Genomic DNA, 23707 nt, shown 5'->3' with positions numbered 1-23707 from the left:
CCAGGACTACTCGGGCGATGCTGTGATGCGCAGATACCCTGCGGTCATGACGACGGACCAGTTACCGGAGCAAGGTTGTGCTCACTGCGGACACCAGCGTGGGCACCACTCGTCCCTGCTCGGAGGCGTGCCGTCGAAGCCGGACAAGTATCCCCGTGCCGCCCAGCTCCGCTGCTGAATCGGACGACCCCGCCGAGCCTCCCTGCGACAAGTGCATGGATGACCTGGCCTCGCGGGGGTCAGAGTCAGACCGTCAGGTCCCCAGAGTGGAGTTGGGCGAACTCACCGGCGAGCATGCCCATCATGACGACATCGTTGTGCCGACCGGAGAGATAGACGAGCTCACGCAGTCGGCCTTCCTCCACGAAGCCGAGCCGACGGTGGAGAGCCAGCGATGCTTCGTTGTGTGCGAAAATACGGACCTGGCACTTGTGGTATCGGTTCTCATCGAACATGAAACGAAGCAGCAACACCGCAGCCTCTGCCGCGTATCCCTTGCGGCGATGCTCGGCACCGATCGTGATGCCGTACTCGAACCAGCCCATACGCGCGTCAGCTTGATGCGAGCCAACGGCGCCGACCATCTCCCCTGTACCGATGGCTTCGACCGCTAGATGGAAGCGGTCGGCATCAGGCTTGGCAGTCGCCTGGGCGCCGGCCCAGACACGGTATCCTTCGGCGGACTTGGGTGGGCCGATCAGGTCGCCCAGACCCTCCTCGTCTTCCGTGAAACGCATGAACGCAGCCGCATCACCGGGCTCGATACCGCGCAGACGTACACGCTCGCCTACCCAAAACGAAGTCATCCCCTATTGGATCATTTCCGGTTCCTCGAGTCCAGACCTCCAAGGTGCCAACTAGCGCTGTGACCTGGACTTTTGGCGCTACCGAACACTCACTCGGCGCCGAGCCAGCCTCCACCGCGGCCGGGTGGAAACGGCAGCGGCGTCGGCTCTCACCGCGCAGTGCGCATATGCCCTGATCCCACTGGCCGCTCACGGCTCACCGGCGGGGCCGCCCAGTCTGCGGAGCATCATGGAGATCCGCCAGCGCGACGCAGGCTCCCACCAGTTCGTGGAGCTCGTACGCCGCCTCCATGACGCGGTCCGCCGCCTGCCCCTCGTACAGCCCCGCGTTGGCCTCGGTGGCGGGAAAGACGTCGACCAGCACGTTCACCCCGACCCGCGGGATGGTGTCGCGCTCCGCCCAGGTCTGCGCGCAGCCACGTAGTGCCTGCACGAGGCGGTCGTACGCCTTCTGCTCGAAACCGCTTCCGGAGCGGAGTCCTTCGTCAAAGGAGAGCCACGCATCGATCATCTCCCCGAGCGCGTCACCAACGTGCGGCCCCGGCTGCTGTTCGTTCACCTCGCCGATCCTACGGTCGCTGAGGACGTCCAGCCCGTCTGCAGGCGCGTGACGGCTGGGGCGGGGTGCTGTCCAAGCCCAGGTCGAGCGGGCAGGGCTGCGTGCAGCGTCTTCCGGCGCGCGGAAACCGAGCAGCCGCGTGTGTCTGTCAGGAGGTCGGGGGCGGGGCTCCTGGCTCCTCCTGGCCGTCGCGGTCGTCCCTCGCTTTCCCGGGTCTCTCGTCCTGTGCCGGGCCGATGCGGATCTCGAACTCGCCCGCGTACTTTTCGTGGCCCGCGATCACGGCTTCCTCCACCGCCTCCTCGGCGAGTTGGCCCCGGACGATCAGCGGGTCGCTGCGGAGGTCCCGCAAGAGGGCCCAGCACATGCCGATCATCACCAGGACGAACGGAGCCGCGACGAGGATCGTCAAGTGCTGCAGTCCCGCAAGGGCGTCGCCCTTGCCCTCACCGACGAGGAGCATGACGGCCGCCACCCCGCCGGTCACCACTCCCCAGAAGACGACGATGAACCGGTCGGGTTCGAAGCTGCCCTTCTGCGAGAGGGTGCCCATCACGATCGACGCCGCGTCGGCGCCGGAGACGAAGAAGATGCCGACCAAGACCATCACCAGCAGGCTCATCACGCCGGCGATAGGGAACTCCTGCAGCACGCCGAAGAGCTGTGCCTCGGGCGTGGTCGCGGCGCCGAGGCTTCCCTGCTCCTTCAGGCGCATGGCCGTACCGCCGAAGATCGCGAACCAGACCAGGCTCACGGTGCTGGGCACCAGGATGACGCCGCCGACGAACTGACGGATCGTACGGCCCCGGCTGATGCGGGCGATGAACATGCCGACGAACGGCGTCCAGGAGATCCACCAGGCCCAGTAGAAGACCGTCCAGCTGCTCAGCCAGTCGGCGACGTCGCCGCCGCCGGTGGACGCCTCGGTGCGGCCCATCAGCTGCGGCAGCTCCTCGAAGTACGCGGCGAGGGAAGTGGGGATCAGGTCGAGGACCAGGATGGTGGGGCCGACGACGAACACGAAGACCGCGAGGATGACGGCCAACACCATGTTGATGTTGGAGAGCCACTGGATGCCCTTCTCCACGCCGGAGACGGCGGAGAAGACGAAGCAGACGGTCAGCACGCCGATGATGGCGACGAGCAGCCCCGTCCCGGCCTTGTTCAGCCAGCCCACCTCGTGCATGCCGCTGCCGATCTGGAGCGCGCCGAGTCCCAGGGACGTGGCGGAGCCGAACAGGGTGGCGAAGATCGCCAGGATGTCGATCACCCGGCCGGGGGCGCCCTCGGCGCGCTCCTTCCCGAGGAGCGGGACGAAGACGGCGCTGATCGTCTGTCGCCTGCGGCGCCGGAAGGTGCTGTACGCGATGGCCAGGCCGACCACCGCGTAGATGGCCCACGGGTGCAGCGTCCAGTGGAACAGCGTGGTGGCGAGTGCCGTCTGCATGGCGTCCGCAGAGTCGGCGGGGTCGGTGCCCGGCGGGGGAGTGGTGAAGTGCGCGAGGGGTTCGCTGACGCCGTAGAACATCAGGCCGATGCCCATGCCGGCGCTGAACATCATGGCGACCCAGGAGACGGTGCTGAACTCCGGCTCCTCGTGCTCCTGGCCCAGCTCGATCCGTCCGTACCGGCTGATGGCGAGCCAGAGCGCGAACACGACGAACCCCGAGGCGGCCAGGACGAACGCCCAGCCGCCGTTGTGCATCAGGCCGTTCAGCAGGGTGTCGGAGACGCTCTCCAGCGTGCTGGTGGCCGTGACGCCCCAGATCACGAAGCCCAGGGTCAGTACGGCCGTCACGCCGAAGACCACCCTGTCGGTGACGGGCGCCTTGTCCTCCTGCGGATGACGGCCGGGCAGGGCCGCCTTCACGGGCAGCCGCAGCCGCTGCCGCCGTTTACGTTGCTCCTGAGACACAGGCGGCACCCTTCGCGATCACGGCCCGAATCGGCTTCTGGTATCCCGTACCACGGCGCGGCCGCCCCGTCGTGCGTGACTCGCCCGGCCTGCGCCGTCCCAGGAAGGTGGTGTCTTCGGGCCCGGCAGCGGCGAGCAGCGCCACGGCATGTGCCGTTCGTGCAGAAATCCGTTGGCACGAACGGGGTTTGGGGGTCGCATTCGGGGACACACGCGTCAGTGACGGTGGCACGTCTCTCCAGGCCGGCGACCATCGCGGCCGGTGACCGTGGGCGGCACCCTCTCTACCGGGGTGCCGCCCACGGGCCGCCGACACGGTCATGCTCCTCCGTCCCGTCGCACGGCACAGCCCGCGGCCGCGTCCATGCCTCCCCGCAGACCCGGCCGGGCCAAGCCCCCGGCGCCCGCTGACCACACAGCGGCCCCCGGGCCGCCGACGGGACGGCGACCGCGCTTCCTGGACCGCGTCCAGGTGGACCGCACTGCGCGGCGGCCAGGTCGTCGGCCGTTGGCGCCGCGGACAGCCGGGCCGCTCACCTCCGCCCAGGGCGGAGACGTGCGCCTGCCGGCCTCCGACCCCCACCTGCCGGCCCGCGCCGGACGCCTCCCGGACGAGCTGGTGCGAGCAGCGGAGCCAGCCGCCTCGTCGGGTCATGCCGGTCAGAGAGCGGCGGCACACGGCCGAGCAGCGCCGGGTGCCGGTGGTCGTCGACCGCCCATGTGCACGTACTCGGACCACCCAGTAGCGTTGATTGCGTGCGTTCCGCCGCACCGCCGAATGCCGGTACCACCGATATCACCGGGCCCGGCAAGGCCGCCGCGTCACGCTTCGTGCCGGGGCCCTTCCTCCTCCGTCCGACCGCGCCCGACAGCTCCGAGGCGGCCTGAAGTGGGAACCGTTCACGTCACCCGTGGGAACCGTTCACGATCACCCCGAAGTGACCGGAGGGCAGATGGCACGCCCACACGTACGGCGGTTGCGCACCGGATCGGCCGCAGCGGCGGCCGGAATCCTCGTCACCGGCCTGCTCGCGGTGCCCGCGAGTGCGCAGGAGGAGACGCCCGCGGGAGCGAGCACGTCGATGCGACGAAGGCCTGCCGCGAGAAGCTGGCGGCCACCGGGGCCGACCTCAGTGCCTACAACGACATCCAGAGCGCCGCCGACTACGCGGACCTGCGCACCATGCTGGGCCTCAAGTAGTGGAACGTCTTCGGCATCTCCTACGGAACCGACCTGGCACTCACGTACTCGCGCCTGCACCCCGAAAGCGTTCGGTCGGTCGGCATCGACGGCATCCTGCCACCGTCCACGGCCGGAGCGGCGGCGACGCGGAGCAGCGCCCGGCAGGGCTCGACGGCCCGTTCAAAGCCTGCGCGGAGAAGCCGGCATGCAACCGCCGCTACCCGAACCTGTCCGCCACCTTCGAGCGCCTGGTCCGCGACCTGGAGGCCAAGCCGATCACCACCACCGTGACGCTCCCCGACAGCCCGAAGCCGGTGAAGGTGGTCCTGGACGGCGGAGCGCTGGTCAACTGGCTGACCTCCGCCACCCACGTGGCCCCCGGCGTCCCCCGTTCCCTCGACGAGCTGGCCCACGGCAACCCGCAGCGCGTCGCCGAACAATGGGCGGGCGCCAAGACCAACCCGCATTGCTTCGGCCGGATCTCCCACCGCCTCGCCTACGGCGTCTTCTGCAGCGCGTGGGTGCCGTACGAAACAGAGGCCCAGGCCCTCCGGGCCGCCCAGGAAGCGTTCCCGCCCTTCCCCGCCTCGGTGCGGGCCCAGGCACCGCAGCTGCCCTTCCTCCGACCGGACTGCGAGGCCTGGAACATCCCGGCGGCCCCCCCGCTCGATCCGGGACGTCACGCGCAGCGACATCCCGACCCTCGTCCTCTCAGGTGGCTTCGACGCCCAGACCCGCGCCGAGAACGGTCAGTACGTCGCCCGCACCCTGAGCCGCGCCACGGTCGTCCCGGTCCCTCACGCGCCCCCCGTGGTGTTCGCCGACTCGAAGTGCGCCCAAGGCATCACCGCCTCCTACTTCGACACCCCGACTGCCCCGAACACCGCCTGCCTCAAGGACCTCAAGCCCCCGAAGTTCGAGATCGCTCCTTGAGACCTTCCAGCATGGATCGCGTCGTAGCTTCTGGAATTCAAGCAAGAAGGTGGTGTCCATGAATCGGATGGTGTCGTTGTGCACGGTCGGGGGCGCCCTGGTTGCGGTTGCGCTGGCGGGTGTCGCGAACCCGCAGGCATACGCCACCGGTGACGACCGCGAGAAGCGCAGCGCAACCGTTCTCCAGGAACTGGTGCCTTCCGCCGATGGCCCGGGCTGTGCGGCAGCGGTCGGCAAACGGGGAAGCGTCGCCTGGGAGGCGGGGAGAGGGAAAGCCGATCTGAAGACCGGGCGCGCCATCACCTCGAAGACCGTCTTCGACATGGCCTCCAACTCCAAGCAATTCACCGCAGACGCGGTCCTTTTGCTTGCAGGACGGCACCAACTCGCTCTGGACGACCCCCTGTCCGATTTCCTCGACAACCCGCCCGCCTGGACGAAGAAGGTCACGCTGGGCGACCTGATCCGTCACACCAGCGGCATCACCGACTACCAGGACCTGCTGGAGGCCAAGGGCATCAAGCTGACGGATCCGGCCGGCCAGAAGGAAGCGATCGCGGCCATCCTCGCCTCGCAGCCGGAAGAACCGCCAGGCAAGCGCTTCTCCTACTCCAACTCCAACTACGTCCTCCTGGCCCATGTCGTCGAAAGGGTCACCGGCACACCCTTCCCGACCTTCCTCCAACAGGAATTCTTCACCCCGCTGCACCTGCGCATGACTCTGTCCCCGGCGGTGGATCTTCCCGGCAAGGCAAAGTCGTACGACGAGAAGGACGGCTCCTTCACTCCCAACTCCTCCCCCTGGAATCAGTACGGAGACGGATCCGTGCAGACCACCCCTGGGGAATTGGTCCGCTGGGCCGACAACTACCGCACCGGTCGCATCGGTGGAACGCAGCTGCTCACCGGAGTCACGGAGGGGGCGGTGAGCGTGGGTGACGTCCTGCGTCAGCGAGGCATCGAAGAAGGGCGGTACGGGGCCGGAATCCTCCTTCTCCCCGACAAGAGCCTGGTGCATCGCGGCGACTGGGAGGGGTTCCACAGCACGTTCAAGGTGAGGCCGGACCGCAACACTGCCGTAGCCGTCGCGTGCAACGTGGATTCACCCGACAACTTCCGTGCGGCCAATCAACTGCTGGAGATCTGGGCCAAATGACGGGTGGATGTCACTGCCGCGTGACCTGACGTAACACGCCCGGGCCCCAAGGCCGACGCCGCCAGGACGATAGGCGTCGTCGTAGGCCCGCCCGGCGCGCCGGGCCCGGATCCTGTGCGAAGGGCGGTCCCTTCGACACCGGTAGCCCCTGATCAACGGCCCTCCACTCTCCGTACGAAATCGATTTCACGGGTGACCCCGCGGTCGGCGTCCGTTACCTCTGGGGCATCCGAAACGCCTGCCGAGGGAGCATCGCCGTCGGCGAGGCCCTCGTCAACCCCTGGGATGCACGAAGAATCCGTCAACTAGGGTGCTCAGAAATGAACTTGCGCACGCGAGTTGACGTGCTCATGACAGCTCTGTACGTTGCGCCTGAAATCGATTTCAGCCCCTCACGGAACGCCGCGGCGTACGTCTCCGCCCCGGTCGCTGATTTCCGATGGCCGACGGCTGCCGCGCCATGCCCGGGTCCCCGCCGGACCACCCCTCGCGCCGCCGTGCTCACACGCTCCGTCCACCAGATCGGGAGAAGATGTCCAGCATCCGAACACGATGGAGAGGGACGCGCCTCGCTGTATTCAGCGGCGCGCTCGTCACCTCGCTCGCCCTCATGGGTCTGCCCGCCGACGCCGCGCCGGCCGATCCCTCGCCGCCGGCCACCGGCACGCTCAACCAGGCATTCACCCACGCGAACTCCGCGTACCAGGTTCCCCGGGACCTCCTCACTGCGGTCGCGTACGCAGAGACCCACCTCGACGACCACGACGGCGAGCCCAGCCACGCGGGTGGCTACGGCGTGATGCACCTCGTCAGCAACCCGCAGCGCACCACCCTGGAACTCGCCTCCGAGCTCACCGGCGAACCGGCCAGTGCACTGCGTGCCGACACTTCGGCCAACATCCATGGCGGCGCCGCCGTCCTGCGTCACTACGCCGACGAGCTGAGGCTCGACTCCGAGGACCGCCGGAACGTCGACAAGTGGTACTCGGTGATCGCCCGCTACAGCGGTGCCGAGGACGACCGGACGGCCAAGCTCTACGCCGACACGGTGTACGAAATCCTGGCCCAGGGCGTACGGACCAGAACGGACGCAGGCGAAGCCGTCAGCGTGGAGCGCAGGCCGGTGGCGCCGGAACGGGGCAGATACGCCAACGTCCGCTCCCTCGACGACTCCACCGGCGACTCCACCACCCAGCGCGAGGCGGGCACCCTCAGCGCCGACTACCCCTCCGCGCGCTGGGTGGCCGCACACCCGGCGAACTACTCGACGGGCCGATCGTCCGCGATCACCAAGGTGGTCATACACGTCACCCAGGGGTCGTACGCCGGCACCGTCAACTGGTTCCAGAACCCGTCCGCAGGGGTGAGCGCCCACTACGTGGTCCGCTCCTCCGACGGCCAGGTGACCCAGATGGTCCGCGACGGAGACACCGCGTACCACGCGCGGTCCGCCAACTCCTATGCGGTGGGTATCGAACACGAGGGCTATGTCGACAACCCGTCGTGGTTCACCGACGCCATGTACCGGTCATCGGCGGATCTCACCCGGCATCTGGCGAACCGCTACGGCATCCCCAAGACCCGGGCGTACATCGTCGGCCACAGCGAGGTGCCGGGCAACGACCACACCGACCCGGGCCCGAACTGGAACTGGAACTACTACATGCAGCTGGTCAACGGCGGCAGCCAGCCGATGCTCGGCGGCTCGCCGGCGGACTTCAACGGTGACGGCAAGGACGACGTGGTGACGTTCACCCACGGGTCGTTGGCGGACGTGTACGTGGCGACGGCGACCGGTTCGTCCTTCTCGGGAACGTCGGTCAAGTGGAACGACTACTTCGGGCTGACCGGTGAGACGCCGCTGACCGGGGATTTCAACGGCGACCGGAAGGACGACATCGTCACGTTCACCCACGGCCCGAACAACGACGTGTACGTGGGGCTGTCGAACGGCACCTCGTTCGGTGGGGGCCAGAAGTGGAGCGACTTCTTCTCGCTGAGTGGTGAGGTGCCGGCGACCGGGGACTTCAACGGCGACGGGAAGGACGACATCGTCACCTTCACCCACAACGCGACGGCGGACGTCCACGTGGCCCTGTCGAACGGCTCGTCGTTCGGCGGAGGCCAGAAATGGCACGACTTCTTCGCTCCGGCCGGCGAGTTCCCGGCGGTCGGAGACGTCAACGGTGACGGGAAGGACGACATCATCACGTTCACCCAGGGCAGCAACGCCGACGTGTACGTGGCCTTGTCGACGGGCTCGTCCTTCGCTCCGTCGAGGAAGGTGCACGACTTCTTCGCACCGGGAACGGAGCAGCCTCGCGTGGGGGACGTGAACGGTGACGGCAAGGACGACATCATCACGTTCACCCAGGGCAGCAACGCCGATGTGTACGTGGCCTTCTCCGACGGTTCGAACTTCACGGGCGGGGGCAAGGCCAACGACTTCTTCAGCCTCTCCGGCGAGTACCCGTACCTGGGTGACTACAACGGTGACGGCAAGGACGACATCGTGACGTTCACCCACACCGCTTCCGCGGACGTGTACGTGGGGCTCTCGAACGGCTCGTCGTTCGGCGGCGGCCAGAAGTGGCACGACTACTTCGGACTGCCCGGCGAAACCACCTTCTAGCGGAGCACGCACCGGACGGCCAGGCCGTGGTGGGAGCGCCGGCGCACCTTCGCCGGCGCTCCGATCGCCGCGGGTCCCCTCACGGAGAGGGCAACGGTCCCGTGGAACTCGAACGGACCTGGAGGGTGGTCTGAAGCACCACCGTCTGATGAGGCCTGTCCTTCCCGGCGATACGTTCCAGCAACAGACCGACGGCTGTCCGGCCCAGGTCGTACGCAGGCGGCTCGACCGTGGAGAGCGACGGTCCGACCAGGGACGCCCAGGGCACGTGACCGAAGGACAGCACTCCGGTCCGCGGAGGCTGCCTGTCCGCCGCTCGCAGCGCCTCGAGGACGCCGACCGCCATGAGGTCGTCCGTCACGAACACCGCGTCCGGTGGCTCCTCCATCGCCAGCAGGTCGTCCATCGCGTCCCGGCCACCCTCCGGCCCGGAGGCGTACCGGATGAGATCACCCGACCGGGCCTGAGACTCGCCCCGTTCGCGCCGGTGCTCTCCCATGGCGACGCGGTATCCGGTGAGACGCTCCTCCGCGGCGAAGGTGCCTTCCGGCCCGGTGATGCACGCTATGCGGCGGTAGCCGCTGCGCAGCAGGTGCGCGGTGGCCTGCTCACCACCGTGCTCGTTGTCGATCACGACCGCGTCGACCGCGGCCCCCAGAGGCCGCCGGTCGACCGCCACCACGGGCATCCCGGCGAACGGGGACAGGTCGGTGCGGCTGCGAGAGGCGGCGGCGATGATCACGCCGGCCATCTGCTCGGCCAGTGCGGTGTCGAGGTAGCGGCGCTCCTTGTCGAGGTCTTCGTCGCTGTTGCACAGGACGACCGAATGGTTCTTCGACTGTGCGGCGTCCTCAACGCCACGCGCGAGCGAGGCGAAGTAGGGGGTCTCGATGTCCGGGATGATCAGGCTGATCACGCTGGACCGTTGCATCCGCAGGGCCCGGGCCACCCGGTTCGGGGCGAAGCGCAGTTCGGCGGCGGACCGCAGGACGCGCTCGGCGAGCTCGGCGGTGACCCGCCCGCCGTTGAAGACCCGGGAGACGGTCGCGGCCGACACCCCGGCGGCTCGTGCCACGTCATTGATCGTTGCCACAGCGGTGGAGAGCCCCTCATCCGGGCGCGGGAGTCGACCGCGCGCACCATGTGTAGTGTCCAGGAACTGTACGGGCGGAACCCCCGGTCGTGGTACGCCGGCGCCGGATTGCAGGCAGCCAGAACCGCGATCCGACATGGCCGGCCCCGGACCTCACCTTCGGGTCGGCCAGTGCCTGGCCTCAGGTCCTCGAGCAATGACCCAAAGCGGCCCGCCACAGCGGTGGACCCTTGTGACGGCTTCTCTCGCGCCTGCTCGAAAGCCGGCCCGACGCCGCGCGCGAACGGGAGCCGGTCGCAGCTGTCCGTGATGCCGACGGACCCCTACCGGGAAGGTGACACGTACGTGATCGCGCCATCGGCACCGCGGACACCGCGGGCACGCCCGTTCCCGGCTCGCTGCGGTCTCCGACATCGACTGCAGAGGCCGGACCGCTGGCGGCATGCGCCAGGTGCGGCGCTCAGGGCGCTTCGCCACAGATGCGATCACCGGCGTCGCCGAGCCGGAACCGGCCCTCGGACGTGCTGCCGTCGTGCCGCAGCGACAAGGCGATGCTGCCCTTGGTGTAGTCCGGGAACCACACGGCGTAGAGCGTTCGGGCACCGTTCGCGACGGAGCCGACCCGGCGGACTTCCAGGAGTACGCCGCCACAAGTCGCGGACGCCACCTCTTGGTGGTCGGCAGTGAACAAGCGCCCCCAGCCGCCGCCGAAGAGGGTGCCGATATCGGTCACTCCTCTGGGAGTGTCGACGGGCGGGTCCAGAGGCTCGGTCATGCAGGCCCGCTCCCCGACCACAGAGCCGGAGACCGTGGCCCAGCAGAGCCGCTGATCGCGGGTTTCCCAGGCGTGGGCCGCGCCGGTCGGCCATGCCTGGACCAATAGGAAGCCTTGCGCGCCGGGGGCATCCGCGCTTCCGCCGGCCTCAGACCTCGCCACGACGGAACGGGTCCGCTCGATGACCTCGGTCAGGTCCTGAGGCGAGGGAGACGGCGCCGACATGACGGACGAGCTGCCAGAAGGGGCCGGCGCCGCAGAAGCTCCCGCTCCCCCCGAGCAGCCCGTCAAGAACGTGAACAGCAGTACCGCTGCCCCACCGGCAGCCCGAACTTCGTATCGCATGAATCCCCCCGCGTGTGCCCCAAGGCTGAGGCCGTGCCCAGGATTACAGCAGTCGGCCGGGGCAGCTATGCCGTCCGCCGACTAGATTCCTCACACGGTAAACCGGGTGCGCTATGGCCTCCCGGCGGCTAGAACACCTGTTATGACGATCTTCTTCTGCGCGGAATGTGGCGCGGTGCTGACACCTCCACTGGTAGCTCTCCCCGCAGTCCCGGAGCCACCGCCGTACGAGCAGGGGGAAGGTGAATCGCGGAGGTCGCAGCCAACCATGCCCCGGGGGTGCTACGCGATCGAAACCGAGCCGTGGGGCGCTCCCTACGTGCCGTACCTGGACAGTGAGGAAGCCGGTCGAGCGCAGCCTCGCTCCAACTTGAAGGCAGACATGAGGGGATTTCTGAAATCTGCCGGCCCGCGCAATAACATCGTGCTCCACCCCGAGGACGCCATGGACCTGGAAATGGTGGTGGAGGCGAGCATGGGCTGCTGCTCCGGTCCGATCGGTGATCTCGGCCTCAATCGTGCATGCCGCTGCGGCAAGCCCGTCGCCACCCTCTCAGCCGACTGCAGCACGGTCTACGAGCTGCACCTCGACGCCGCATGCGTACGAGCCCAGGAGACGAGCAGCTGAGGCCTCGATCGGAGTCTCGGCCGGTCGACGGCCTGTTCGTCGGAGTGCCGCAGCACGTGTCCGGGATGCTGTCGGCGCTCTTACCGAGGGCGTGTACTCGGACTTGACGACGTAGACCTCCCACGGCTCCTCGCCGGGGGCCGGTCACCCACACCGCGGTGACGTCCTCGATGGGGGCGACGTTGACGCCGAGGTGGTCCAGGCCGGTGTCCTCGTCGGTTTCACCTTCGACGAGGACCAACGTTGAACGCGCCGCCTGGCGCCGCGCTACACCTGCCGGACGACGTGGTAGATCGTCTGGGAGGCGGGGGCCGGGCACGGGGCTTCATTCCAGCCGGAGGTTGCGCGCTGTGCCGGTTTCGGCGTTTCGGCCCTGCGGACGGGGCTGCTGGCCGATACTCGTGGCCCTGGGGCAGGCATCCACAGGTGCGGGCAGTTGGGCCGCTCGTGGGACGTCGGATTTCGGTCTGGGGGAGGTTCGGTGACGGGCATTGAGCTGCCGGCGGGCGCCGCAGTCGGGTACCTGGTGCGCGAGCTGCGCCGCGTGGGGGGACGAGCTGACGCGGAGGTCGATCAGGTCTTGGACGTCGGATTGGACGCCCTCCACGATCTGGTGACCCGGCAGCTCTCGGGCGACACGGCCTTGGAGACCCTGGTCACGGAGGTCCGGCACGGTGACGGCGAGGTCAGCGAGCGGACCCTGCGTCGCATGAGTGACGCGGTGGCCGAGCAGGCCGAGCGCGATGCCGGTTTCACCAACCAATTGAAGCGCCTGGTCGACGAGATGGACAGCCGCGCGACGGGGTCTCACGCGGCCGCCCGGACGATCCACCAGTCGGCCACCGCGTCCGGGAGCAGCACGGTGACCCAGGCCGGCGGGAACATCACGGTCCACCGGAACCAGTGGCCTTGAGCGGGGCGGGGTGGCCCGGTCCCGATGAGCCGGGTGCCGCCGGCCGGGCCCGGCAGCGTGCTGTCGCGTCCGGATTCGGCCGGGTGTTCCAGGCTGCGGGCGACATGGTGGTGTACGAGGGCGGCGAGCCGTACCGGCTCGCGCCGTGGCCGCTGCCCGGGACCGGTGGCGGGGTGCCGTCGGGAGCAGCCCGCGGTGGCGGTGCGGTGCAGCCGAGTGCACTGCTGCAGGCAGGCGGCGCGGTGGTGGACTTCGCGGGCCGCACGGCCGAGCGGGAGCGGGCGCGCCAGTGGCGCGACGCGGCGGGGGCGCTGCGCGTGTGTCTGGTGCACGGGCCGGGCGGACAGGGCAAGACGCGGTTGGCGATGGAGGTTGCGACCGAGTGGCGTGCGCAAGGCTGGGTGGCCTTGGGGGCCTTCCATCGCAGAGACCGGCAGGCTCCGCCGGCCTTCAACGTCCCGGAAGGCCTGGACACGGCCGCGGGCGTGCTGGTGGTGGTGGACTACGCGGAGCGGTGGGACACCGATGACCTGCTGACGTTGCTGGATGACACGAGCGCGGGTGCGAGGCGGGACATCCGGGTTCGGGTTCTGCTGCTCGCCAGGCCGAGCGGGGTGTGGTGGCAGAGCGTCGCCTACCGCATGGAGCACGACCTCGGCGTCCACGCGGAGCGTTTCGAACTCCCGCCGTTGGAGAGCGACCCGACGGTCGACCGGGCGGGACTGTTCTCGGCCGCGCGGGACCGGTTCGCCGAACTGCTGGACGTCCCCCGCGCCAAGACGGCAGGGCTCCCGGCGGGCCTTGCGGTCCGGGAGGAGTACCAACTCGTCCTGGCCGTGCACATGGCCGCCCTGGTCGCCGTTCTCGCGACACGCCAGGGCGATGTGCCGCCGAGCGACCCCGTCGAGGTCTCGGCGTATCTGCTGGCTCGGGAACGCGACTACTGGCTCTCCCTGCGCCACCGCCGTGAGGACCCGCTCGCGGTGACGGCGGACGGCATGGGGCAGATCGTCTACACCGCCACGCTCACCGGCCCGCTCGGTTACGTCGACGGGAAGCGGGCCGTCGTCCGGGCGGGCATCGAGAGCTCGCAACCGCCGGGAGCGATGCTGAAGGACCATGCCCGCTGCTACCCGGCCGCCGCGCAACCGGGAGCGGCAGGCACGGTGCCGGCCACCGTGCTGGAGCCGCTGTACCCGGACCGGCTGGGCGAGGACTACGTCGCCCTGCTCACCCCCGGCCATTCCCACGACCACCCTGCTGACCCGTGGGCCGACGGGGCGCCCGCGCGTCTGCTGGCTCCCGCGGACGGTACTGGCCCGGAAGCCGCAGGCGACGGCCCGGTGTGGACCCGTCGAGCGCTGACCACCCTCGTGGAAGCCGCCGCCCGGTGGCCCCACCTGGCACACACCCAGCTCTATCCGCTGCTCCGCACCCGGCCCGCGCTCGCGCTGCAAGCCGGCGGGGCCGCGGTGGTCGCTCTTGCAGCCCACCCGCACATCGACCTGGATGTCTTGGAGGCCATCGACGAGCTGCTTCCCGAAGAAAGCAGACTGTGGGCTCCCGCCGCGGCCGCTGTCGCCGACAGGCTGCTGGACCACCGCCTGGCAGCAGCGGCCGACGATGCCGAGAAGCGTGCGCTGATCCGCGGAGACCTGGCCAACCGCGTCGCGAACGTCGGCCAGCACGACCGGGCTCTGGCTCTCACCGAGGAAGCCTTCATGTTCTTTCGCGGGTTGGCGAACCGCGAGCCGGCCGCGTCCATGCTGCCTTCTCTCGCGTACGCCGCGGGGAACTATGCCGTACGCCTGGCCCAGGTCGGGCGCGTCGAAGATGCGTTGGCCCGGTCGAATGAGGCCATGCTCTGGTTGTCGATCCTGACGGCGCAGGATCGGGACAGATACCTTCCCGAGCTGGTTCGGGCGACGCGCAACCACGCGGGCCGGCTGGCAGAGGCGGGACACGACGAAGAAGCGCTCAGCTGGTCCGAGGACGCCCTTCACAAGCTGCAAGAACTCGCGGTGCTGTCTGACGGCGTGTTCCACGCCGCCTACCTGGTCGACTTGTTCTCCGACATGTCAGCCCACGCGCAGCTGCTCGTGAAGGCGAAGCGCGATGCGGACGCCCTCACCTGCTCCGGGCTGGCCCTGGGAGCGCTCAGGGACCTCGTCCGGCTGGACCGCGCAACGTTCCTGCCCGACCTTCCGGCGGCCCTGAGTGGCCATGCGACGCTGCTGGAACAGAGCGGACGGCCGCTCGACGCCCTGCCCCACTCCGAGGAAGCGATCGCAGTTCACAGGGAGTTGGCGAGCCTGGACCGGGACGTCCACCTCGCAGCCCTCGCGCACGGGCTGGGGAGGCATGCGGTGCTGCTCTCGGATCTCGGGCGCGAGGCGGAAGCGCTGTGCGTGTCCGAGGAGGCGGTACTCACCTGCAGGGAGCTGGCCGACCAGGACCGCGACGTCTACCGGGCTGCGCTCATCGACTTGGTGGCGCTGCACATGGTGCTGCTGGAAGAGGCCGATCGTCCCGCCGAAGCCTTCGTCTGGTCCGCGGAAGCGGTCGCCGTGCGCCGCGAGAAGGTCGGTCGCGATCACGACTCGAGCAGCCTCGCAGACCTGGTCCGCGCATTGGTCCCGCACGCGACGCGCCTGATGCGACTGGGACGTTTCGACGACGCCCTGGCGTGTTCGCTGGAGGCGGTGTCCGGCGGCCGCGAACTGCAGGGCGGACTGGCCGACACGCTGGGCCTTCCCATCGCCGCAGGCTTCCACGCCTTGTGGCTGGAAGAGGCAGGGCGGCTCGATGACGTCCTCACCTATTCGGCGGAGGCCATCGAGATCGCGCGGGGACGCGTCCGAGCCGACCGTGACGCCAATCTCCCCGATTTGGCGGCCACGGTGGGCAACCACGCGCTGAGGCTCGCGGACGCGGGACAGCAGTCGGACGCGCTGGAACACTGCCGCCAGTCGACCGAAATGTTCGCGGAACTCTTCGAGCGGGACCCCGATGCCCACCGGGTCGGCTACGTACGCAACATGGTGTGCTTGGGCCACATCCTGATCAAGGCCGGCCGGTTCACCGAAGCCGTCATCCCGCTCCTCTACGCCCTGGGCATGGCACCGCAGCTCAAGGAACACGAGCACCCGATCGGAGCCTGGATCACGGATCTCGTACGCGCTGCTCATGCCGGCGCTCCGGACAGTGTCAGGCGTGCGTACCAAGAGTTCACCGGTCACACGATGCCGGACTGGTTCCGGAGACCGCCGGCCGAATGACTGTCAACGACACACCAGACCAGCGATCCGGTGATCTGAAAACAACGGACTGCCCGCCCCCGGAACCAAAACCCGCCGCGTGCCTTCCTCGTGCCGTCACTTCTTGCAGGTGTCCTGATAGGGCACGCCAGATGCGTACCGGGTCGTCCAGTCGTCTTGGGAGAGGCCGGTGCCGACGATCTCGCAGGCCAGGCCGGTGAGGTCGGTGACGGTGGCGGGGAGGTCGCCGAGGTGCCACAGCCGGACGTTGGCGCCTTGCCCGGACACCACGGCCAGGGTCCTGCCGTCGGGGCTGAAGCGGATGTCTTCGGCCGCGGTCTCCTCAAGCGTCGCCGCGCGGGCGGGTCGGGCAGGCTCGGAGACGTCCCAGATACTGACCGAGCCGGCTGCCTCGGCGGTGGCGACGAGGCGGCCCCCGGGGTGGTACGCCACCCGGTGTGCGTCCTTGACCGGCATGGAGCCGACCGGGGCGTGGCCGACGTCCTGACCGACCGGCCACTGGAGGACCTTTTCCCCCTTGAAGTCGTCCGTCACCAGGCGGTGTCCGTCCGGGCTGAAGGCCGCCTCTTCCATCCCCAGCAGCGAGTCGCCGACCGAGGCGCGGGCGTCGGCCGGCGGCTTGGCATGGTGGACCCGGACGGGCGCCGACGGGTTCGAAACGTCCCAGAGGGAAGCCGGCAGCGCGAGCAGCCGGCCGTCCGGACTGAAGACGGTCGGGGTGGTGCCGAGGATGTGGTGTCCCGCCACGGACGCCGACTCGTCGGTTTCGCTGAGCAGTTGGTTGAGTGATTCCTGCAGGTACCGCCGGCCGGGCACGGGCGTGCTCGTGTCCCAGAGGCCGACCCAGGTCTTGCCCACCGGGAGTTCCATGCCCGAGGCGGCCAGCAACGCCGTGCGAGGACTGAACGCCAGCGACGTCACCCCCGTCGGAGTGGCCAGCACGGCCCGCTGCCGGGGCCGGTCGGGGTCCGACACGTCCCAGAGCACGAGCTCGCCGCGTGCGGACCTGGCATCCGCGATCGTGCCGACCGCCAGGGTCGTACCGTCCCGGTCGAAGGCCAGGGCTTTTACCGGATGGTCGGACCCGTTCGTCAGCGGAGGCAGCGGGCGCGGCCGGGCCGGGTCCCGGACGTCCCACTGGTACACGGCGCCTTTGGCCCCGCCCACCACCAGCCTGCTGCCGTCGGGGCTGAAGGCCGCTTCGGCAAGGCCCACATCGCCCGTCGGGAGTTCCGCCGAGGGGCTGGGCCCGGTGCGTAGGGTGGCCCGCCAGCGCGAGACCGAGCGTGAGCCGTCGGCGACGAGGACGTGCTCGCCGTCCGCGCTGTACGTGAATCCGGCGGGCTCGGCGGCACCGGAGAGCGGGGTGGGTCCGGAGGGGCGGGCCGGGTCCGCGATGTCCCACAGCTGGGTCCGCCCCCCTCCGGACGCCGTGACGACGGCACGACCGTCGGGCCGGAAAGCCACCCCGCTGACCTGGGTCGGATGCCTCAGTACGCCGAGCTTTTCGGGAGAGGCCGGGTTCGTGAACCGCCACAGGGCGAGCTCGTGCCCGGAGGCGACGGCCAGCACGGGGGCGGTCGGACTGACGGCGAGGGTGCCCGGCGAGAAGCCCCGTACACGGGACACGGCACGGGGGCGCTGTCCGTCCGTGACGTCCCAGAGCTGCCAGCCGGAAAAATGCGTGATGGAGTCCGGTTCGAACGAGGAGTCCTTCATGGCCAGGTCGGAGGCGGTGATCAGTGTGTGCCCGTCGGCACTGAACCGTACGGTTTCGGCATCGGTCGCCGGGGTCGGCGCGGAGAGTTGGCGTGGCATGACCGGATCGCCGACGTCCCACAGGGTCAGCGTGCCGTCGGCGCCGCCGGCTACGACCGCCAGAGTCTTGCCGTCCGGGCTGAAGGCGGCATCCTGCACCTCTTCCAGGCCCGTACGGAACGGTAGTCGGCGGGGGCGCCGGAGGTCTGCCAGGTCCCACAGGGACAGCTCGTAGACGGGCGAGAGGCCGACGATGTCGCCGGTGAGGACGGCGAGCGTCCGCCCGTCGGGGCTCAGCGAGACATGGGCGACCCTGTCGGGTAGCCCGGTCAGGGTGGCGAGCCGCTGCGGGCGCACCGGGTCCGCGGTGTCCCACAGGTCGACGGACCGGGCGCGGTCGCCGCTGGTGGCGAGCAGGGTGCCGCCTCGGAGGAAGGCGGCGACATCGTTCACCGGCCCGAGGGCCCCGTCGGGTGACGCGCCGTCGAACCGGGTCCGCTGAAGGGTGGTGAGCAGTCCCTGCCGGCCCTCGGGAGTGGGGTCGACCCGCTGGGCGGCGAGGCTGAGCCGCAGTGAGGTGCGGGGGTCGCTGTCGCGCAGGCTCTCGGCCTGCGCCCGCAGGGCCCGGCCCACCGCCAGTACGCGCTGCTCTTGCGCCGCCGTGTCCGACCGGTCGGCGCGGCGGCTCTGTATCTGTGCGGTGACCGTGCCGGCGACGGCGAGGAGTGCGAGAGCCACCAGCGCCGCCAGCGAGCCGCGCACGAGCACGAAGGCCCGTCGGTCCTGCCGGTGCGACGCGTCGAGGAAGCCGGTGGCGGTGGCGGTGGGGGAGAGGCTGTCCCGTCCCTCCCGGGCCGCCCAGTCGCGGGCGGTCTTCAGACGGCTGCCCCGGTACAGGTGGGCGCGGTCGTGGTTGCCGGCGGCCCAGCCGGCCGCGTCCTCCTCTATCTGCTGGCGCAGGAGGTTGTCGGCGCGCCGGACGTTCACCCAGTCCCGTAGCCGCGGCCAGGCACGCAGGAGGGCCTCGTGGCTGATGGCGGCCGTGCCCTGTCGCAAGGTGAGCAGCCGTCCCGCGGTGAAGCCGGACATCACGGCCTCGGCCGCCCGGGTGTCCAGTCCGTCCGTCAGCTGCGCGGTGGGTACGGTCCGCCGTGTGTCGTCGACGCCGTCACCGATCCGGACCAGGCGGCGGAACATGACTTCAGCGGCTTGCCGGCCGAGCGGGTCCAGTCTGCGGTAGGCGTCTTCGGCGCTGTTCGAGACGGCCCGGTGAATGCCTCCGGTGGCCCTGTATCCCGCGACGGTCATGAGGGAGCCGTCTCGTTGCTGCCAGGTCAGCCGCAGCGCGTGGGCCAGGTGCGGCAGCAGCCCGGCGTCGTGTCCCTCCTTGGTGCCGACCCCGCCGGCCGCGTCGACCGCGCCCCCGAGATCGGTCAGCAGCAGTTCGACGAGCCCGCCCTCGAGCCGCAGGCCGACCGCGCGGGCCGGGAAGAGGACGGCCTCGCGCAGCTGCGTCCGGTCCATCGCACCGACGAGGACCTGCCGGTGCTGCAGAGCCTCGGCCAGCGGCGGGTATGCGGCGCACTGGCCGTAGAAGTCCGCCCGCAGGCCGTAGACGACCAGCGCGGGGCCGTCCGCTCGGGCCAGGACGTCGAGCGCGGTGACGAACCGGTGCCGTTCCTGCTCGTCGCTCACCAGGGTGAACAGCTCCTCGGCCTGGTCGACGACCACGACCAGCCGTCCGGCCTCGAGCTCGGCGAGCGCGGCCCGCAGGCGAGCGGCCGACTTCTCCGGCTCGGCCCCGAGTTGACGCTCCATCTCCTGCGGACTGTCGCCGGTCAGCGCGGCCAGGTGCCTGGCCAGCTCGGCTACCGGCCGGGCGGTCGGGGTGAGCACCAGACAGGGCCAACGCCTCGACCCCGGCAACGCGCCACCGGCGAGATCGGGTACGAGGCCGGCCCGCAGCAGCGAGGACTTGCCCGCACCGGAGGGGGCCACCACGGCCAGCGCCCCGCCCTCGCGCAGGCAGTCGTCCAGGAGGGCCGTGAGGCGGGCGCGTAGCTCGTCCCGGCCGAAGTACCAGCGTGCCTGCTCGACTCCGAAAGCACTCATCCCGGGATAGGGGCACTCGTCCCCGGCGTCGGCGTTCGGACCCGTCTGGATCCGGTCCACCCGGTGGCTGCCGTCCCAGTAGTGCAGGTGCAGATCCCGGTCGGCGATGTACTGGTCGCCCCCCGCCATGTAGATGGTGCCGGACCCGGATGCGTAGGCCTCCATCCGGACCTCGGGCCCGCTCTCGTCGTCCGTCGCGGAGCCCGTCACGGGCCGGTGAGGTGCATGTCGCCGCCGGACACGTAGATCCTGGCAGAAGGCGCCAACGGGGGCAGCTCGGCGAGGAGGGCGCGGAGCTCACGCTCCGGCGACGGGTCGCCGGCCAGGAGCCGACGCAGCCGGGCGCGCCACTCCACCGTCAGCTCTTCCTCGGCGCTGCCGTCACCGGCTTGCCGGGCCGTCAGCAACTCGGTGCGGGTCGTGACCAGTTCGCCCTCGATCGCCTCGGCTCGTTCCGGGCGGGCCCGCTGCCACAGCGCGGTGACCGCCACCTTGGCCTGCTCCCAGGCGGCCGTCGCCGGCAGCCCGACCACCGTGGTCGCGGCCGAAGAAGCCGGCACCACCAGTTCCGAATCCACGCCCAAACCCCTCGTCGGTGTGGCGTTCATTGTGTGAGCGAGACGCCCCAACGGCCTCTGGATCAGGCCATTTTGGCTGGTCAAAAGGTCTGGCGAACGCCTCCCCGCATGGAGTTGGACCATCGTGATCGAGGTACTGTCGCCTGGCCTCGCCTCGCCTCGCCTCGCCTCGCCTCGCCTCGCCTCGCCGTCGCCGTCCCGCCGACGGCCTGGCCGCTGGACGCGTGGGACTGCCGTACGGAGAGGACCGCAGCCGTGGGCCGGCTGCCCGGATCGGGGTGCCGTACCTGCTCTACAGGCTCCTAGGCCTGCCGGGCGACCCCAAGGTGCCGCCACGAGAGAGCTGGACGGCTTCCCATGGACCACCCCGTCAGCTCGGCCCTGCCGACGCCCCTGTCCCCACGGGCGCTGCCGCGGTGGGAGGCGGGTTCTCGGCGTGACGCGGCGAAGCAGGCGCTGTCTCCCTGCTGCCGTACGTGCACGCTACGTTGCCCAGAGTCAGTGACGTGGGCGCCCCGGAGAGGTTCGCCGCGCAGCGGGTGCCTGCCCGTCTTCCATCTCCTTCCACCTCCGCCAGTGACGGGTGCTGGCCGTGAGGTCGGCCCGAGGGCGCGGGCCGGGGCCGGCGTGCCGACTGTTGCGTACGCTGGCGGGTATGCAGATGCGCCCCACTCTGAGCTGGACGCCTCCCGCGGGCCTACGGCCCGGCACCACCGATCCGGAGCCGATCGCCGACGCCCTGCGCAACGGCGACGTGCTGGTGCTCAGCGGGGCGGGCATCTCCACGGAGTCCGGCATCCCCGACTACCGGGGCAAGGGCGGGAGCCTGAGCCGGCACACGCCGATGACCTACCAGGAATTCACCGCCGGCGCCCAGGCACGCCGCCGGTACTGGGCGCGTAGTCACCTCGGCTGGCGTACGTTCGGCCGGGCCCGGCCCAATGCCGGGCACCGGGCCGTGGCGGCGTTCGGGCGGCGTGGCCTGCTCTCGGGCGTGATCACCCAGAACGTCGACGGGCTGCACCAGGCCGCGGGCAGCGAGGCCGTGGTGGAACTCCACGGGAGTCTGGAGCGAGTCGTCTGCCTTTCCTGCGGCACCTTCGAATCGCGGCGGGAAGTCGCCAGGCGACTCGAGGACGCCAATCCGGGGTTCGAGCCCGTCGCCGCCGGACTGAACCCGGACGGTGACGCCGACCTCACCGACGGGCAGGTCGGGGACTTCCGCGTGGTGCCGTGCGCGCGATGCGCCGGCGTTCTCAAGCCGGACGTGGTGTTCTTCGGCGAATCCGTTCCGCCCCGGCGCGTCGAGCACTGCCGCGAACTGGTCGGTGAGGCGAGCTCGCTTCTGGTTCTGGGCTCCTCGCTGACCGTGATGTCCGGGCTACGGTTCGTCCGGCAGGCGGCCCGGGCGGGAAAGCCCGTACTGATCGTCAACCACGACCCCACCCGTGGCGACGAGCACGCGCTCACCCGTGTCGCGCTCCCCTTGGGCCCGACCCTCACGGCCCTGGCCGACCGACTGGGTATCCCGGTCGACGACCGGGCAGCAACCTGAGACGACCGGGACGACCCTTCGGTCACCTGCAGCCGTCCGCACATAGCCGGGTTCGCCGGAGCCTTCCCGGGCCACCGGTTCCGCATCGACGACGTACTCGAGCACCACGACCGGTCGCTCGCACGGTGGACCCAGCTCGGCGAGCAGGGCGAGCCCGCCATGGCGGGCGTCAGCACCGCGCTCCACCGCGACGGCCGGCTCGCCGACATCATCGGGTTCTTCCTGCCCGCCTAAACGGTCCCGCAGCCTCGCCGAGCTCCTTGCCGATCACCTGGCGCTGCCGCTCGGCGAGGTCGCCATCCACGGCCACTGGAACAGCTAGCCACTGCGCGGCCCCGGTATCGAGCTCGCGATGGTGAGGGACACCCGCTACCTCCGCGTCGACGGCGCGGCCTGCGCCTCCCACAAGAAGGGCACGGCCGCCGCCACCACCTACTTCACCACGTACCGAGTCGACGGCTACTCCGAAGGCTTCGTGCCGCCCCGGCCCCCGGTTCAGGTGGGGCACTACGAAGACACGTTCCGCGAGGTGGACGGCATCTGGCTGCTCGCTACACGGACCCTGTTCCTCTCCTTCGCCGGCCCCACGGAACGCCTCGACGGACCTGGCCAGTCGTGATCCTCAGGTGCCGGGCTCCGAGTCCCCGGAGCCCGGCACATCGCGGGCCGCAAGCGTCCTGCGCCACGGAGAAGGGCATGCGGAATCGGTCACGGGACAGCCTGTCGTACGCAGGTCGGGGCGTTGCAGCAGCGGCCTGACCCGGAGGTGCAGGCACCTTTGCCGAGTGAGTCAGAGGTGGCCTGCGAAACGCCTCCAGGGGGATGGTCGAAAGCGCCGGCCCTGTGCGGTTCTCTGCGCCCCCTGACGGACAGCTGCCCCTTACGGTGCGTTTCCGGCTCTCAGTTGAAGATGTCCAAGAGGTCCAGCCAGGATCCGTCGTCGTTGGAGGAACGGGCCCGCATTGGGCGCGGATCCGGGTAGGTCTGCGCTGAAGCCCTCGCACGGACGATTTCCGGGCCGCCGCACGCCGCTACCGCGAAGGCGCCGAAAACCTTGGCGAACGCGGCCGGGTCGCGGAACTCCACGCCGAACGCCCGGCCGTCCCGAAGCGGCACCCACACCACCCGGTCGAATCGCGGCCACTCCAGCACCGGCTGGTCGTCCGCGGTCGACCGACCCTCCAGCCACAGGCGTGCCACGTGCAGCAGGTTCACCTTCTCCATGGACAGCCGCTTGCGCCGCACCCGCAGTTCACGCGTCGTGAGCGCGACACGCTGGTCCTTCTTCGGGTACCAGACGACGCCGATCCCGAACGGCACCCACAGCAGGATCCCGATCATCGGCCAGACCAGAGCGTCGCCCCACGATCGGAGCAGCCCGCCATCCAGCAGGTACAGGGCCCCGAAGACCAGAGCCCACTTCGCCGTCATCCGCCAGAACCCGGTGCCCTGCCGGTACAGGACCCGCCGCTTGCTTGCCGTTGCCAT

The 23707-nt window shown here is 70.0% G+C and carries 15 protein-coding genes and 1 pseudogene; 8 read left to right on the top strand and 8 right to left on the bottom strand.

The window, feature by feature from the left end; translation table 11 throughout:
* Nucleotides 1-245: 245 nt before the first annotated feature.
* The 3 genes from ACZ49B_RS20015 to ACZ49B_RS20005 form a co-directional block, all read right to left on the bottom strand.
* Entirely contained in the window at nucleotides 246-806 is a 561-nt protein-coding gene (locus tag ACZ49B_RS20015; RefSeq protein ID WP_468307526.1) for a GNAT family N-acetyltransferase, read from the bottom strand.
* 196 nt (nucleotides 807-1002) lie between these two features.
* On the bottom strand, nucleotides 1003-1365 hold the full coding sequence (locus tag ACZ49B_RS20010; protein ID WP_468307523.1) for a hypothetical protein: 363 nt from the start codon (nucleotides 1363-1365) through the stop codon (nucleotides 1003-1005).
* Between the two features lie 148 nt (nucleotides 1366-1513).
* On the bottom strand, nucleotides 1514-3289 hold the full coding sequence (locus ACZ49B_RS20005) for a BCCT family transporter (protein ID WP_468307522.1): 1776 nt from the start codon (nucleotides 3287-3289) through the stop codon (nucleotides 1514-1516).
* A gap of 1639 nt (nucleotides 3290-4928) precedes the next feature.
* Between ACZ49B_RS20005 and ACZ49B_RS20000 the strand changes: the two genes are divergently transcribed.
* From ACZ49B_RS20000 to ACZ49B_RS19990, 3 genes are all read left to right on the top strand, one after another.
* A complete protein-coding gene (locus ACZ49B_RS20000; protein ID WP_468307767.1) occupies nucleotides 4929-5396 on the top strand; it encodes an alpha/beta hydrolase in 468 nt (155 codons plus the stop codon).
* 58 nt (nucleotides 5397-5454) lie between these two features.
* A complete protein-coding gene (locus ACZ49B_RS19995) occupies nucleotides 5455-6552 on the top strand; it encodes a serine hydrolase domain-containing protein (RefSeq protein WP_468307520.1) in 1098 nt (365 codons plus the stop codon).
* Between the two features lie 610 nt (nucleotides 6553-7162).
* The gene (locus ACZ49B_RS19990) at nucleotides 7163-9184 is read left to right on the top strand and encodes an N-acetylmuramoyl-L-alanine amidase (protein WP_468307517.1); all 2022 of its coding nucleotides are present in this window, start codon (nucleotides 7163-7165) and stop codon (nucleotides 9182-9184) included.
* Between the two features lie 79 nt (nucleotides 9185-9263).
* Here the strand turns inward: ACZ49B_RS19990 and ACZ49B_RS19985 are convergent, their stop codons facing one another.
* A complete protein-coding gene (locus ACZ49B_RS19985; RefSeq protein WP_468307516.1) occupies nucleotides 9264-10277 on the bottom strand; it encodes a LacI family DNA-binding transcriptional regulator in 1014 nt (337 codons plus the stop codon).
* A 460-nt stretch (nucleotides 10278-10737) separates the two neighbouring features.
* A complete protein-coding gene (locus tag ACZ49B_RS19980) occupies nucleotides 10738-11052 on the bottom strand; it encodes a hypothetical protein (RefSeq protein ID WP_468307514.1) in 315 nt (104 codons plus the stop codon).
* Nucleotides 11053-11779: 727 nt separating this feature from the next.
* Between ACZ49B_RS19980 and ACZ49B_RS19975 the strand changes: the two genes are divergently transcribed.
* The 3 genes from ACZ49B_RS19975 (at nucleotide 11780) to ACZ49B_RS19965 (ending at nucleotide 16216) form a co-directional block, all read left to right on the top strand.
* On the top strand, nucleotides 11780-12025 hold the full coding sequence (locus tag ACZ49B_RS19975; RefSeq protein WP_468307511.1) for a hypothetical protein: 246 nt from the start codon (nucleotides 11780-11782) through the stop codon (nucleotides 12023-12025).
* Nucleotides 12026-12506: 481 nt separating this feature from the next.
* Nucleotides 12507-12938, top strand: a complete 432-nt coding sequence (locus tag ACZ49B_RS19970; RefSeq protein WP_468307509.1) for a hypothetical protein — start codon at nucleotides 12507-12509, stop codon at nucleotides 12936-12938.
* Nucleotides 12939-13021: 83 nt separating this feature from the next.
* Nucleotides 13022-16216: a hypothetical protein gene (locus ACZ49B_RS19965; protein WP_468307508.1), complete on the top strand. Its 3195-nt coding sequence runs from the start codon at nucleotides 13022-13024 to the stop codon at nucleotides 16214-16216.
* Nucleotides 16217-16312: 96 nt separating this feature from the next.
* Here the strand turns inward: ACZ49B_RS19965 and ACZ49B_RS19960 are convergent, their stop codons facing one another.
* Nucleotides 16313-20296, bottom strand: coding sequence for an nSTAND1 domain-containing NTPase (locus ACZ49B_RS19960; protein ID WP_468307505.1), 3984 nt, complete (start codon nucleotides 20294-20296; stop codon nucleotides 16313-16315).
* Entirely contained in the window at nucleotides 20293-20664 is a 372-nt protein-coding gene (locus ACZ49B_RS19955; RefSeq protein ID WP_468307503.1) for a hypothetical protein, read from the bottom strand. Before ACZ49B_RS19955 ends, ACZ49B_RS19960 begins: the two co-directional genes overlap by 4 nt.
* Nucleotides 20665-21319: 655 nt before the next feature.
* On the opposite strand from ACZ49B_RS19955, the gene ACZ49B_RS19950 reads away from it, so the two are divergent.
* Nucleotides 21320-22219, top strand: coding sequence for an NAD-dependent protein deacetylase (locus ACZ49B_RS19950; RefSeq protein WP_468307501.1), 900 nt, complete (start codon nucleotides 21320-21322; stop codon nucleotides 22217-22219).
* Between the two features lie 415 nt (nucleotides 22220-22634).
* Nucleotides 22635-22838: pseudogene (locus tag ACZ49B_RS19945) on the top strand (nuclear transport factor 2 family protein); the annotation flags it as partial.
* Between the two features lie 281 nt (nucleotides 22839-23119).
* On the opposite strand, the gene ACZ49B_RS19940 reads toward ACZ49B_RS19945, so the two are convergent.
* A complete protein-coding gene (locus ACZ49B_RS19940; protein WP_468307499.1) occupies nucleotides 23120-23707 on the bottom strand; it encodes a hypothetical protein in 588 nt (195 codons plus the stop codon).

Source organism: Streptomyces sp. NPDC031132, assembly GCF_055570595.1.
Note: the sequence above shows the minus strand (reverse complement) of the source record. Positions and strands in the feature narration are given on the sequence as shown.

Bases quoted from the DNA above. Each gene is read 5' to 3' on its own strand.
- ACZ49B_RS20015 (WP_468307526.1), bottom strand. From the start codon at position 806: ATGACTTCGTTTTGGGTAGGCGAGCGTGTACGTCTGCGCGGTATCGAG.
- ACZ49B_RS19995 (WP_468307520.1), top strand. From the start codon at position 5,455: ATGAATCGGATGGTGTCGTTGTGCACGGTCGGGGGCGCCCTGGTTGCG.
- ACZ49B_RS19990 (WP_468307517.1), top strand. From the start codon at position 7,163: ATGGGTCTGCCCGCCGACGCCGCGCCGGCCGATCCCTCGCCGCCGGCC.
- ACZ49B_RS19980 (WP_468307514.1), bottom strand. From the start codon at position 11,052: ATGACCGAGCCTCTGGACCCGCCCGTCGACACTCCCAGAGGAGTGACC.
- ACZ49B_RS19975 (WP_468307511.1), top strand. From the start codon at position 11,780: ATGAGGGGATTTCTGAAATCTGCCGGCCCGCGCAATAACATCGTGCTC.
- ACZ49B_RS19950 (WP_468307501.1), top strand. From the start codon at position 21,320: ATGCAGATGCGCCCCACTCTGAGCTGGACGCCTCCCGCGGGCCTACGG.
- ACZ49B_RS19940 (WP_468307499.1), bottom strand. From the start codon at position 23,707: ATGGCAACGGCAAGCAAGCGGCGGGTCCTGTACCGGCAGGGCACCGGG.